This window comes from Streptomyces sp. YS-3, from assembly GCF_045257485.1.
Lineage (GTDB): Bacteria > Actinomycetota > Actinomycetes > Streptomycetales > Streptomycetaceae > Streptomyces.
Genome location: NZ_JBJHPC010000134.1, coordinates 1 through 13,949, shown reverse-complemented (window position 1 = coordinate 13,949; position 13,949 = coordinate 1). Strand labels below are relative to the sequence as shown.

5 protein-coding genes, 1 tRNA gene and 1 rRNA gene are annotated in these 13,949 nt (G+C 69.9%); 1 reads left to right on the top strand and 6 read right to left on the bottom strand.

What is annotated here, in order from left to right; all coding sequences use genetic code 11:
• Nucleotides 1-182: 182 nt before the first annotated feature.
• The 3 genes from ACJA3G_RS14140 to ACJA3G_RS14130 all read right to left on the bottom strand — a co-directional run bounded on the left by ACJA3G_RS14140 (nt 183) and on the right by ACJA3G_RS14130 (nt 9,622).
• Complete coding sequence (locus ACJA3G_RS14140) at nt 183-2,987, bottom strand: DNA translocase FtsK (RefSeq protein ID WP_406553307.1); 2,805 nt, start codon at nt 2,985-2,987, stop codon at nt 183-185.
• A 215-nt stretch (nt 2,988-3,202) separates the two neighbouring features.
• Nucleotides 3,203-3,883, bottom strand: a complete 681-nt coding sequence (locus ACJA3G_RS14135) for a two-component system response regulator (protein WP_067165024.1) — start codon at nt 3,881-3,883, stop codon at nt 3,203-3,205.
• Between the two features lie 276 nt (nt 3,884-4,159).
• The gene (locus ACJA3G_RS14130) at nt 4,160-9,622 is read right to left on the bottom strand and encodes a HAMP domain-containing protein (protein ID WP_406553306.1); all 5,463 of its coding nucleotides are present in this window, start codon (nt 9,620-9,622) and stop codon (nt 4,160-4,162) included.
• 300 nt (nt 9,623-9,922) lie between these two features.
• Here ACJA3G_RS14130 and ACJA3G_RS14125 point away from each other — a divergent pair, with 300 nt between their 5' ends.
• The gene (locus tag ACJA3G_RS14125; protein WP_406553305.1) at nt 9,923-12,625 is read left to right on the top strand and encodes a SpoIIE family protein phosphatase; all 2,703 of its coding nucleotides are present in this window, start codon (nt 9,923-9,925) and stop codon (nt 12,623-12,625) included.
• Nucleotides 12,626-12,735: 110 nt separating this feature from the next.
• Here ACJA3G_RS14125 and ACJA3G_RS14120 read toward each other — a convergent pair.
• The 3 genes from ACJA3G_RS14120 to rrf form a co-directional block, all read right to left on the bottom strand.
• Nucleotides 12,736-12,808: transfer RNA gene (locus ACJA3G_RS14120), tRNA-Thr, on the bottom strand.
• A 111-nt stretch (nt 12,809-12,919) separates the two neighbouring features.
• Nucleotides 12,920-13,606, bottom strand: coding sequence for a DegT/DnrJ/EryC1/StrS family aminotransferase (locus ACJA3G_RS14115; RefSeq protein WP_406553304.1), 687 nt, complete (start codon nt 13,604-13,606; stop codon nt 12,920-12,922).
• 96 nt (nt 13,607-13,702) lie between these two features.
• Nucleotides 13,703-13,819: ribosomal RNA gene (rrf, locus tag ACJA3G_RS14110) — 5S ribosomal RNA — on the bottom strand.
• Nucleotides 13,820-13,949 lie beyond the last annotated feature (130 nt).

Here is a 13,949-nt window from a genome sequence, read left to right as displayed (position 1 = left end):
GAGGGTGGAGTTTGTACGCCATAGGAATGGCCACTCCCCTTCCTCCTAACGGGTCAGGAGGGGAGCATGTTCCTGGTCTTCCCTCAACTGGACGTACAACCGGAGGAAACGGTTGCCCCGTGCTCCCTTTCGTATGCTCCATTCGGCCGCAGAATTGACTGCTCGACAGCCGTCCCGGGCCTTCAGGGAGCCTCCCCCCGGATCACTGCCAGCACGCCGTCGAGTTCGTCCGGTTTGACCAGGACATCGCGCGCCTTGGAGCCCTCGCTGGGGCCCACGATCCCGCGCGACTCCATCAGGTCCATCAGCCGGCCGGCCTTGGCGAAGCCGACCCTCAGCTTGCGCTGGAGCATCGAGGTGGACCCGAACTGGGTCGAGACCACCAGTTCGGCGGCCTGGCAGAGCAGATCGAGGTCGTCGCCGATCTCCTCGTCGATCTCCTTCTTCTGCTTCTGGCCTACCGTGACGTCCTCACGGAAGACCGGCGCCATCTGGTCCTTGCAGTGCTGGACGATCGCCTGGATCTCGTCCTCGGTGACGAACGCGCCCTGGAGCCGGGTCGGCTTGTTCGCCCCCATCGGCAGGAACAGTCCGTCACCCTTTCCGATGAGCTTCTCGGCGCCCGGCTGGTCGAGGATGACGCGGCTGTCGGCGAGCGAGGAGGTCGCGAAGGCGAGCCTGGACGGCACGTTCGCCTTGATCAGACCGGTCACCACGTCGACCGAGGGCCGCTGGGTGGCGAGGACCAGATGGATACCGGCGGCGCGGGCCAGCTGGGTGATGCGCACGATCGCGTCCTCGACGTCACGCGGCGCCACCATCATCAGGTCCGCGAGCTCGTCGACGATCACCAGCAGATACGGGTACGGGGTCAGCTCCCGCTCGCTGCCCTCGGGCAGCTTGACCTTGCCGTTGCGGATCGCCTCGTTGAAGTCGTCGATATGGCGGAAACCGAACGCCGCCAGGTCGTCGTAGCGCAGGTCCATCTCGCGCACGACCCACTGGAGCGCCTCGGCCGCCCGCTTCGGATTGGTGATGATCGGTGTGATCAGATGCGGAATGCCCTCGTACGCGGTGAGTTCGACCCGCTTGGGGTCGACCAGCACCATCCGCACGTCCTCGGGGGTCGCGCGCACCATGACCGACGTGATCAGGCAGTTGATGCAGGACGACTTGCCGGAGCCGGTCGCGCCGGCCACCAGGACGTGCGGCATCTTCGCCAGGTTGGCCATCACATAGCCGCCCTCGACGTCCTTGCCGAGCGCGACGAGCATCGGATGGTCGTCCTCGGCCGCGTCCGCGAGGCGCAGCACGTCACCGAGGTTGACCATCTCGCGGTCGGTGTTGGGGATCTCGATGCCGACCGCCGACTTGCCGGGGATCGGCGAGATGATTCGGACGTCCGGGCTGGCCACCGCGTACGCGATGTTCTTTGTCAGCGCGGTGATCCGCTCGACCTTGACGGCCGGGCCCAGCTCCACCTCGTACCGGGTGACCGTCGGGCCCCGGGTGAAGCCGGTGACGGCGGCGTCGACCTTGAACTCCACGAAGACGTTCTGCAGCGACGCCACTATGGCGTCGTTGGCGGCGCTGCGCGTCTTGCCCGGCCCGCCGCGCTCCAGCAGGTCGAGCGAGGGCAGCGCGTAGGTGATGTCGCCCGCGAGCTGGAGCTGCTCGGCGCGCGTCGGCATCTGCGAGTGCTCCGGAGCCGCCTTGGTCAGATCCGGTACGGCGGCGGGGGCACCCGGGGTCGCCCGGGACGCAGGCCCGGTCGTGCCGGCCCCCGCGGCGGGCCGCGCCGCTCCGGCCCCGGCCGCCGCCCCGCCGCGGGCCGTGGGCACTGGTGTGGTGCTCCCCCGCTCCCGCTCGGTGGAGACCCCCTGGGTGAGGTCCGCGACGACCGGGGACGGCGGCAGGCCGTTCAGTACGGCGCCGTCGAGGGCTGCCGCCGCCGCTGCGGCCACGTCGACCGGGTCCATCGGGGTGTCGAACGCCGGTTGCACCGAGGCGCGCCGGGGCTTGCGGCGCTGCGAGAGCGCCGCCTGCTCGCCTTCGCCCGGGGCGTACCCGTCGTCCGGCGTGATCCGGCGCCCGGGCGTGCGCCGGGCGCGCGGTGCGGGCTCCGGTTCGTCGACGGCACGCCAGTCGTCCTCGTACAGCTCGTCCTCGCCCAGCTCCCCCGGCAGCGGCTCCAGGACGCCGAGCCGGACACACAGGGCGCGCAGACGCTGCGGGATGGCGTTGACGGGCGTCGCGGTGACCACGAGCAGCCCGAAGACGGTCAGCAGCACCAGCATCGGCACCGCGAGCACATCGCCCATCAGGAATTCCAGCGGCTTGGACGCGCCCCAGCCGATGAGCCCGCCGGCGTCCTGCATCGCGCTGGTGCCGTCGTCGCGGCCCGGCGAGCCGCAGGCGATGTGGACCTGGCCGAGCACGCCGAGCACCAGCGCGGAGAGGCCGATCACGATCCGGCCGTTGGCCTCGGGCTTCTCCGGATAGAGGATCAGCCGGACGGCGATCGCGCCGAGCAGCAGCGGCACCAGCAGGTCGAGCCGGCCGAACGCGCCGGTCACCAGCATCTCGACGAGCTCGCCGACCGGGCCGCGCAGATTGGACCAGGTGCCCGCGGCGACTATCAGGGCGACCCCGAGCAGCAGCAGGGCGACCCCGTCCTTGCGGTGGGCCGGGTCGAGGCCCTTGGCGCCGCGCCCCACGCTCCGGAACATCGCCCCGACACCGTGGGCCGCACCCAACCAGACGGCGCGCGCGAGCCGGTACACGCCCCCGGTGGGCGAAGGCGCCCGCCTGGGCGCGGGCTTGGGGGGCATCGCCTTCTTGGCGGGCGCCCTTTTGGCGGGTGCCTTCTTCGCGGGCGCGACGGTCTTCTTCGCAGGCGCCTTCTTGGCGGGCGCCGCGGTACGGCCGGTGCGCTTCGCGGTGCCCGCCGTGCCCTGGGAACCCTTGCCGGACGTACGTGAGGCCATGGTGCTGAGGTTACCGGTGCGGACGGCCGTCGACACGACGGCCGGTGCTTCACCCGTTCGTGTCGTACCGAAAGACAACAGTCACGTACGCGTGGACAGGGACCGGCCTGCCCACGAAGGGGACTGACACTTCGTCAGTGCCGGGCCGCCGCGGACCGCTCGCATCCGGACCGCCCGCTCCCGGTCCGGTCGCTTCCGGACCGCTTCCGCTCCGCTCAGTTCTGCGAGGGCAGCGCCGCCGTGCCGCTGCCGGTCCCGGGCTCCAACGCGTCCAGCGCCCGCCGCAGGCCGGTCAGTTTGCGCTCCAGATGGGCCGCGGTGGCCACCGCAGCCGCGTCCGCCGACTCGTCGTCGAGCTGTTTGGAGAGCGCCTCGGCCTGCTCCTCCACGGCCGCGAGGCGCGCGGACAGCTCGGCCAGCAGACCCGCCGGCTCCTTGGGGTCGCCGGCGGTCTGGCCGCCGCCCTCCAACTGGAGCCGGAGCAGCGCGGCCTGCTCACGCAGCTGACAGTTCTTCATGTAGAGCTCGACGAACACCGACACCTTGGCGCGCAGCACCCAGGGGTCGAAGGGCTTGGAGATGTAGTCGACGGCTCCCGCCGCATAGCCCCGGAAGGTGTGGTGGGGGCCGTGGTTGATGGCGGTGAGGAAGATGATCGGGATGTCCCGGGTCCGCTCCCGCCGCTTGATGTGCGCGGCGGTCTCGAAACCGTCCATGCCCGGCATCTGCACATCCAGCAGGATGACCGCGAAATCGTCCGTCAGCAGTGCTTTGAGCGCTTCCTCCCCTGACGATGCCCGCACCAGTGTCTGATCGAGCGCAGAGAGGATGGCCTCCAGCGCCAGCAGATTCTCCGGCCGGTCATCGACCAGGAGGATCTTGGCCTTCTGCACCATGGCCCGTCCTCCTCGCCCCGGCTTGGGGCCTCCCCAGTCCGAAGGACTTGGGGAAGCACCGGGCGCCGCCCCAGGGGACGACTCCCTTGCGCCGCCCGTCCTTGTGCCGGTCATGGTAGCCGCACCCCGCCTGTCGCCACACCCTGTCACCGCGATGTCACTGTGCACGTAGCAGAAACGTAGTGGGAGACCAGAAGGTTCCCCGAATACCGCCCTCCCACACGCCCTCGGCCACAGTCAGTCAGCAACGCGCGCGGCGGACCGTGCGGCCACCGATCACTTCTCCCTCATCCACTGCTCCATCACCGAGAGCAGATGGTCCGGGTCGACCGGCTTGGTCACATAGTCGGACGCGCCGGATTCGATCGCCTTCTCCCGGTCGCCCTTCATCGCCTTCGCGGTGAGCGCGATGATCGGCAGCCCGGCGAACTGCGGCATCCGGCGAATCGCCGACGTCGTGGCATACCCGTCCATCTCCGGCATCATGATGTCCATCAGTACGACGGCCGTGTCCTCGTGCTGCTCCAGGACCTCGATCCCCTCGCGGCCGTTCTCCGCGTAGAGCACCGACAGCCCGTGCTGTTCCAGCACGCTGGTGAGCGCGAAGACGTTCCGTACGTCGTCGTCGACGATCAGCACCTTCTCGCCGCCGAAGTGGAAGGTGCGCACGGGCGCGTGCTCCGGCTCCTGGGCCGCCCACGCCTCCCTGGGGGCCTCTCCCGGCTGGCCGGGCAGCGTCGCGGCGGGCTCCGCGCCGAGCGCCTTGCGGCGGCGCCGGAACAGCCCGGCCGTCCCCGGCTGGGCCTCGCTGGGGGCGAGCGTCGCGGTCTCGTGCGCGAACGGGTCCTGGTGGCCCGTCTCCCCCTGCCCGGCCTCGGTGGCCGCCTCGCCGCCGGGCGGCAGCTGCGGGTAGCCCTGCGGCGGCAACTCGCTGGGATGCAGCGGGAGATACAGCGTGAAGGTGGAGCCGCGGCCGGGCTCGCTCGCCGCGTGGATCTCACCGCCGAGCAGCCGGGCGATCTCCCGGCTGATCGACAGCCCCAGGCCCGTGCCGCCGTACTTGCGGCTGGTCGTACCGTCGGCCTGCTTGAACGCCTCGAAGATCACGCGCATCTTGCTGGCAGCGATGCCGATGCCGGTGTCGGTCACCGAGAACGCGATCAGATCGGCGTCCGCGTCGCGCAACGAGCCCGCCTCCAGGAGCTGTTCGCGGATCGCGTGCGGCACATCGGCGTGCGCGGGCCTGATCACCAGCTCGACGGCGCCGCTGTCGGTGAACTTCACCGCGTTGGACAGCAGGTTGCGCAGCACCTGGAGGAGCCGCTGCTCGTCGGTGTGCAGCGTCGCCGGAAGCTCCGGCGAGACCCGTACGGAGAAGTCGAGCCCCTTCTCGGCGGTGAGCGGCCGGAAGGTCGCCTCCACGTAGTCGACGAGCTGCACCAGGGCGATCCGGGTCGGACTGACGTCCATCTTGCCCGCCTCGACCTTGGACAGGTCCAGGATGTCGTTGATCAACTGGAGCAGGTCCGAACCCGCACCGTGGATCGTTTCCGCGAACTCGACCTGCTTCGGCGAGAGGTTGCCCTCGGCGTTGTCGGCCAGCAACTTGGCGAGGATCAGCAGGGAGTTGAGGGGCGTGCGCAGCTCGTGCGACATGTTCGCCAGGAACTCGGACTTGTAGCGCATCGAGACGGCGAGCTGCTCGGCGCGCTCCTCCAGGACCTGCCGGGCCTCCTCGATCTCGGTGTTCTTCACCTCGATGTCACGGTTCTGCTGGGCGAGCAGCTCGGCCTTCTCCTCCAGCTCCGCGTTGGAGGCCTGAAGGGCCTTCTGCCGGTTCTCCAGCTCCGCCGACCGCTCGCGCAGCTGCTCGGTCAGCTCCTGCGACTGCTTGAGCAGTACCTCTGTCTTGGAGTTGACGCTGATCGTGTTGACGCTGGTCGCGATCATCTCCGCGATCTGGTTGAGGAAGTCCTTCTGGATCTGGGTGAACGGCTGGAAGGAGGCCAGTTCGATCACCCCGAGGACCTTGCCCTCGAAGAGCACCGGCAGCACGATCACATGCGCGGGCGGTGCCTCCCCGAGCCCGGAGGAGATCTTGAGATAGCCCGGCGGCACGTTCTCCACCAGGATCGTGCGCTTCTCCTCCGCCGCCGTGCCGATCAGCGTCTCACCGGGCCGGAAGGAGGTGGGCATCGAGCCCGCCGAGTACCCGTAACTGCCGCGCATCCTCAGCTCGTACGGGCTGTCCTCGTTACCACCGACCTCGTTGGAGCCGCCGGTCGGCAGCGCCAGGAAGAACGCGCCGTGCTGGGCCGAGACCACCGGTGTCAGCTCGGTCATGATCAGCGAGGCGACGTCGTCGAGGTCGCGCCGGCCCTGCATCAGGCCGGAGATACGGGCCAGGTTGCCCTTGAGCCAGTCCTGCTCCTTGTTGGCGACCGTGGTGTCGCGCAGGTTGGCGATCATCGTGTTGATGTTGTCCTGGAGGGCCTGGATCTCGCCCGCCGCGTCCACGTCGATCTTGAGGTTGAGGTCGCCGCGGGTCACCGCGGTGGCCACGGCCGCGATGGCGCGCACCTGCCGGGTCAGGTTCCCGGCCATCTCGTTCACGGACTCGGTCAGGTCGCGCCAGGTGCCGTCCACGTCGCGTACGCGCGCGTGGCCGCCGAGCTGGCCCTCGGTGCCCACCTCGCGCGCGACGCGGGTGACCTCCACGGCGAACGAGGAGAGCTGGTCGACCATCGTGTTGATGGTGTTCTTCAGCTCCTGGATCTCACCGCGCGCGTCGATGTCGATCTTCTTGGTGAGGTCGCCCTTGGCGATGGCGGTGGTGACCGTGGCGATCTGGCGCACCTGCCCGGTGAGGTTGTCGGCCATGGAGTTCACCGACTCGGTGAGGTCCTTCCACGTACCGGAGACGCCGGGGACGCGCGCCTGGCCGCCCAGGATGCCGTCGGTGCCCACCTCGCGCGCGACCCGGGTGACCTGGTCGGCGAAGGACGACAGGGTCGTCACCATCGTGTTGACGGTGTCGGCGAGCTCCGCGACCTCGCCGCGCGCCTCGACCGTCACCTTCTTGGTGAGGTCGCCGTTGGCGACGGCGGTGGAGACCCGGGCGATGTTGCGTACCTGGTAGGTGAGGTTCGCGGCCATCAGGTTGACGTTGTCGCTGAGGTCCTTCCAGATGCCGGTGACACCGCGCACCCGGGCCTGGCCGCCGAGGATGCCCTCGGTGCCGACCTCGCGCGCGACCCTGGTGACCTCGTCCGCGAAGTTCGAGAGCTGGTCGACCATCGTGTTGACGGTGGTCACCAGCTCCAGGATCTCGCCCTTGGCGTCAACGGTGATCTTCTTCGAGAGGTCGCCCTTGGCGACCGCCGTCGTCACCTCGGCGATGTTGCGCACCTGGAACGTCAGGTTGTTCGCCATGAAGTTGACGGACTGCGTCAGGTCCTTCCAGGTACCGGAGACGCCCTGCACCTCGGCCTGGCCGCCCAGGATGCCCTCGGTGCCCACCTCGCGGGCCACCCGGGTCACCTGCTCCGCGAAGTTCGAGAGCTGGTCGACCATGGTGTTCAGGACGTTCTTGAGTTCCAGGATCTCGCCGCGCGCGTCCACGTCGATCTTCTGCGACAGATCACCGCGCGCCACCGCCGTGGCGACCTGGGCGATGTTGCGGACCTGGGCGGTGAGGTTGCCGGCCATGCCGTTCACCGAGTCCGTGAGATCGCGCCACACCCCGGCCACGCCCGGGACCTGCGCCTGGCCGCCCAGGCGCCCGTCGGTGCCCACCTCGCGCGCGACCCTGGTCACCTGCTCGGCGAAGCCGGACAGCTGGTCGACCATGTTGTTGATGGTGTTCTTGAGCTCCAGGATCTCGCCGCGCGCGTCCACGTCGATCTTCTGCGACAGATCACCGCGCGCCACCGCCGTGGTCACCTGGGCGATCTGGCGCACCTGGGAGGTCAGGTTGCCCGCCATGAAGTTGACGGAGTCGGTGAGCTCCTTCCAGGTGCCGGAGACGCCGTCCACCCGGGCCTGGCCGCCGAGCCGGCCCTCCGTACCCACGTCCTGGGCCATCCGTGTCAGCTGGGCGGCGAACGACGCCAGCTGGTCGACCATCGTGTTGACGGTGTTCTTCAGCTCCAGCATCTCGCCGGAGACGTCCACCGTGACCTTCTGCGACAGGTCACCGTTGGCGACCGCCGTCGTCACCTGGGCGATGTTGCGCACCTGGCCGGTGAGGTTGCGGAACGCGTTGTTGACGGAGTCCGTCAGGTCCTTCCAGGTGCCCGCCGCGCCCGGCACCTCGGCCTGGCCGCCCAGGCGCCCCTCCACGCCGACCTCCCGGGCCACCCGGGTCACCTCGGAACCGAAGGACTGGAGCTGGTCGACCATCGTGTTGACGGTGTTCTTCAGCTCCAGCATCTCGCCCGCGACGTCGACCGTGACCTTCTGGGTCATGTCACCGTTGGCGACCGCCGTGGTCACCTGAGCGATGTCCCGCACCTGCGTCGTCAGGTTGCGGAAGACCGTGTTCACCGAGTCGGTCAGGTCCTTCCAGGTGCCCGCCGCACCCGGCACCTGCGCCTGCCCGCCGAGCAGGCCCTCGGCCCCGACCTCGTTGGCGACCCGGGTCACCTCGTCCGCGAACGTACGCAGCGTCTCGGTCATCTGGTTGATCGTCTCGGCGAGCTGGGCGACCTCACCGCGCGCGTTGACGGTCACCTTCTGTGACAGGTCACCATTGGCGACCGCCGTCGTCACCTGCGCGATCCCGCGCACCTGGGCGGTCAGGTTGCCCGCCATCAGGTTGACGGAGTCCGTGAGGTCCTTCCACACGCCCGCGACCCCGGGCACCTGCGCCTGTCCGCCGAGCTCGCCCTCGGTGCCCACCTCGCGCGCGACCCGCGTCACCTCGGAGGAGAACGAGGAGAGCTGGTCGACCATCGTGTTCACGGTGTTCTTCAGCTGCAGCATCTCGCCGGCGACATGCACGGTCACCTTGCGCGACAGATCACCCTTGGCGACCGCCGTCGTCACGAGAGCGATGTCACGTACCTGGGCCGTCAGCCGGTACGCCATCGTGTTCACCGAATCCGTGAGATCCTTCCACGAACCGGACATTCCACGCACCTGGGCCTGGCCGCCGAGCTTGCCCTCGGTACCGACCTCCAGTGCGACCCTCGTCACTTCATCGGTGAACGCCGACAACTGGTCGACCAGGTTGTTGACGGTCCGCCCCACCTTGAGGAACTCGCCCCGCAGCGGTCGCTCGGCGTTGTCCACGCCGTGCGAGCGCAGGTCCATGCGCTGCTCCAGATCGCCCTCCGCGACCGCAGACAGCACCCTGCCGACCTCGGAGACCGGCCTGGCCAGATCGTCCACCAGAGCGTTGGAGGCGTCGATGGCGGCTGCCCAGGAGCCCTCACAGGCCCCGGTCTCCAGCCGCTCGGTCAGCTTCCCCTCCCGGCCCACCATCCGCCGCACCCGGGCGATCTCACCGGTCAGATGCAGATTGCGGTCGGCGACCTCGTTGAAGACGGCGGCGATCTCGGCCATCATCCCGTCCCCGGAGACGGTCAGCCGTTTACGGAAATTGCCGTCCCGCATCGACGCCAGTGCGGCGAGCAGCCGCTGCAGCGCAGCGGTGTCCACCTCGGTCGTCCCGTTGCCGCGGGTCCGTCCGCCCTTCGCGCGCGTGCTCTTGCCACGCGCCGCCACGTCAGACTCCACCGTGTCCCTCCCGCAGGGGTCGACCGCCCTAGTCGGGCTTTCCTCGAAGCCTTCCCAGTGTTTCACCATGGCCGGACCCGGCCATAACAGTTCGGCAGCTTCGCATACCGTCCCCGCCCACGGAGGACGGAAACACTGGTGACCGGCATCCGCTAGGACAGTGAAGGTAAGTAACCTGGCTTCCGGCTGTCCAACCGCCCCGGTCCGTCCGAAGGCGGCGGCGCCCCCTGCTCCTGTGAGCCCGGGGAGCCGCGGGAGCCGCAAGGACGACCACGGGACACCGGAGGGGGCGGGCCACACATGGGAGTGTTGATTCCCGGGGGGCACCTTCCCGGACCCCGGCAGGGGAAACCGGCCGTCGAGACGCGTACAAGGAGTTCTGTGATCACCGCGCGGGCGGAAGCCAGCTTCGAACCCGTCGGACGGTCCGTCGCGACCGCCCGCGCCTTCGTCCGCGACACCCTCCAGGGCTGGGGGTACGCGGACGTCGTCGACGACGCCGTCGTCCTCACCAGCGAGCTGGTCACCAACGCGGTCGTCCACGCCGGTACCGCCGCCGACGTCCTGTGCCTGCGCTCCGAGGACGGCGTCCGCGTCGAGGTCGCCGACCACTACCCCGAACGTGAGGTTCCGCTCCACGCCTCCCCCGCCGAGGTCGCCGGCCCCGAACGCGAGAACGGCCGCGGCCTCCTGCTGTGCGCCGCCATCGCCTCCCGCTGGGGCGTCGAGTACACCCCCACCCAGAAGCACGTCTGGTTCCAACTCGACCTGCCCGCCCGCCGGGTGGGCACCCGCTCGGCCGGACCCGCCCTGCCCCTGGACCTGCTGCCCGTCACCGACGGCCGGGTCCGCGTCGCGGTCATCCAGATCGACCGCACCGGCGCCGTCCGCGCCTGGAACGAGGACGCCGAGGAGCTGTTCGGCTACCCCGCCGAGAAGGTCACCGGAAAGCAGCTCACCGACTTCGCGGCCTGGCCGCACACCCCCGGCACCTCCACCGGGATCGTCGAGGCCCTACAGCTGTCGCGCTGGGAGGGCAGCTACGGCATCCGGGGCGCCGACGGCCGCGTCCTGCCCGTGTACGCCTCACATCTGCGGGTGCGGGACACCAACGGCGAGCCGTCCACCGTCTGCCTGCTGGTCCGTGACGACGAGCGAGCCGTGCTCCAGACCCCCGTGCGCGCCCCCGCGGGCGACCCCGCGGCCATGGGCGAGAGCCGCAACGTCGACCCGTTCGAGGTCTTCATCGGCTCCCCCGCCCCCGACGACCTGGACGGACTGCTCCAGCGCACCGTGGAACGCGCCCGCGACATGCTCGACGGCGACGCCGCCTTCCTGCTCCTGGCCACCGACGACGAGACCGAACTGGAGGTCCGCGCCACCACCGGCCTGCCCTCCGCCCGCCAGCGCTTCGCGCGCGTGCCCGTCGAAGCGGGCACCGGCCGATACGGCTCGGCCCGGATGCCCGCCGTCCACGAGGACCTCGCCGCCGTCCCCGGCGCCGTCCCCATCCTCGGCGGCTCCGGCATGCGCTCGGTCGTCACCGTCCCGCTCAAGGTCGAGGGCCGCCTCACCGGCTCCCTCGGCGTCGCCGCCGAATCCCCCGGCCGCTACTCCAACGAAGAGGCGCTGCGCCTGCAGTTCGCCGCCGACCGCATCGCGCTCGCCGTCGAGTCGGCACGCCTCGGTGAGCTCGAACGGCTCCGCCGGGGATCGCTGAGCTTCCTCGTGGAGGCCTCGGACCTGCTGGCGGGAACCCTGGACCGGGACCAGACGTTGGCCCTGATGGCACAGATGACCGTCCCCACCCTCGCCACCTGGTGCGCCGTCTACACGATCGCGGACCAGTCCTCCGACCCGTACCTGTCCTATGTCCTCCACGAGGACGAGGAGCGCATCGACGGCCTCAAGGCCCTCCTGTCCAAGATSGACCCGCCGGAGCCGGTCCCCACCCCGGGCGCCCGCGTCTGGAGCGCCCCCGGCGAAGCGGCCCACCAGGCCGCGCTGCGCACCTCGATGCGCGACCTCGGCCGCGACAGCAGCCCGCACCTGGGCAGCGGCCTCGGCACCACGCTGTCCACGGCCGCCGCCGTCGGCGGTGAGACGGTGGTCCTGCCCCTCGTCGCCCGTAACCGCGTCATCGGCATGCTCACGCTCGGCAAGCCCTCCGACGACCACTTCCGCCAGGAGATCCTGGAGCTGGCCGAGGACCTCTCACGCAGGGCCGCGCTCGCCCTCGACAACGCCCGCCTCTACTCGGAGCGCACGGCCATCAGCCGCTCCCTCCAGCGCAGCCTGTTGCCCCCGGGCCTCCCCCAGATCCCCGGCGTCGAGGTCGAGGTCATCTACCGAGCGGCCGGCGAGGGCAACGAGGTCGGCGGCGACTTCTACGACCTCTTCCCCATCCGCGACGGCGCGTACGGCTTCGCCATCGGCGATGTGTGCGGCACCGGCCCCGAGGCGGCGGCCGTCACGGGCCTGGCCCGCCACGCGCTGCGCCTGCTCGCCCGCGAGGGCTTCGGCGGCCCCGCTGTCCTGGAGCGCCTCAACGCCGCGATCCTCGACGAGGGTGCCCGCAGCCGCTTCCTGACGCTCCTTTACGGCGAGCTGTGGCCCCAGGAGGACGGCAGCGCCGTCCTGAAGGTCGTCTGCGCGGGCCACCCGCTCCCGCTGCGCCTGCGCCAGGACGGCACGGTCGAGCCCGCCGCCGAGCCGCAGCCGCTGCTCGGCGTCATGGAGGACCTGGAGCTGTACGAGGAGACGATCACCCTCGACCCGGGCGATGTCCTTCTCTGCGTAACCGATGGCATCACCGAACGCCGGGAGGGTACCCGCATGTTGGGAGACGACGGTCTGACCGACGTCCTCGCCACGTGTACGGGCCTGACCGCCGGCGCCGTTGCGGCCCGCGTCCTGCGCGCGGTGGAACGCTTCGCCGCCGAGCCCGCGTCCGATGACATGGCGATCCTGTCGATGCGGATCCCGGAACAGCCCCGGCATTAGCGCAGCCGGGGCACCGGGGCCCGACAGGACCAGGGCCACCGCCGACCGGTGGCCGTAGGAACGCGAAAGGCCCCGCCCAAGTGGGCGGGGCCTTTCATCGTTTTCTGCTGAGCCCCCATGCGGAATCGAACCGCAGACCTTCTCCTTACCATGGAGACGCTCTACCGACTGAGCTATAGGGGCCGGTTGTTGTTTCGGGGTTTCCCCCTCACCAACGAGATAAAGCATACCCCGAATCAGACGGTGTTCCGAACCACGTCCGCCCGTTCCTCCAGCTCCCCGCCCGGCACCCCGTCACGCGGGCTGCAGCAGGCCGCCGAGCGCATTGCAGACCGACACCAACTTCCGTACGTCCGCGCCGGAGAGCCCGTCGAGGCGGGGCAGCGCGAGCGTCTCGTCCACGGCCCGCTCGGTCTCCGGCAGCACACACCCGATCCGCCTGAACTCCCGAGTCCGGTGTACGGGCGTGGGCACGGGCACCTCGCACGCGACCCCGCGCCGCCGCAGCAACCGCGCGAACGCGTCCCGGTCCGGCCGCCCGTTCCCCGGCACCCGTACGACATAGCGCTGGTACGTGTGCCCGGCGGCCGGCACGGGCGTCCGTACGCCGACGAGCCGCCGGTCCAAGTACCCGGCCCGCTCACGACGTTGCCCCACGCCACCGCCCTGACCGTCGTCGCCCTCGTCCTCGTCCTGCTCCACCAGCAACAGCCGGAGCCGACCCGCGAGTTGCCTGAACTCCTCGGCGGCGCCCGGGTGCCCGAAGCGGTGCACGAGTACGAGCCCGACCGTCCGCGAAGTCACCACGGCCTCGATGCCCCCGACCCCCAGGCAGTACGTCTCCGGGTCTATGTCGGCGAACACCGGCAGGGCTCCGGCCGCCACGACGGCCCGGGCCACGGTGCCGTCGTCGTAGGCCGGCACGATCACTTCGTCCCCCGCCGTGAGGCGTGCGGACTCCAGCTTTCCGATGATCCCCATAGCTGGGCATGGTGCTCGCACCATATGAACAACAGGTGATCGGGCATAAAAAAACGCGGGTCCCCGAGCCGAAGCTCGGGAACCCGCGTAAAAATTGTTCGGCGGCGTCCTACTCTCCCACAGGGTCCCCCCTGCAGTACCATCGGCGCTGAAAGGCTTAGCTTCCGGGTTCGGAATGTAACCGGGCGTTTCCCTAACGCTATGACCACCGAAACACTATGAAATTAACGAAACCGGGCAACAACACGGCTGTTCGTTATTTCAGAACTAACACAGTGGACGCGAGCAACTGAGGACAAGCCCTCGGCCTATTAGTACCAGTCAGCTCCACCCCTTACGAGGC

Excerpts from the sequence above, each read along its gene's own strand:
- ACJA3G_RS14140 (WP_406553307.1), bottom strand. The coding sequence starts at position 2,987 with ATGGCCTCACGTACGTCCGGCAAGGGTTCCCAGGGCACGGCGGGCACC.
- ACJA3G_RS14115 (WP_406553304.1), bottom strand. The coding sequence starts at position 13,606 with ATGGGGATCATCGGAAAGCTGGAGTCCGCACGCCTCACGGCGGGGGAC.
- ACJA3G_RS14135 (WP_067165024.1), bottom strand. The coding sequence starts at position 3,883 with ATGGTGCAGAAGGCCAAGATCCTCCTGGTCGATGACCGGCCGGAGAAT.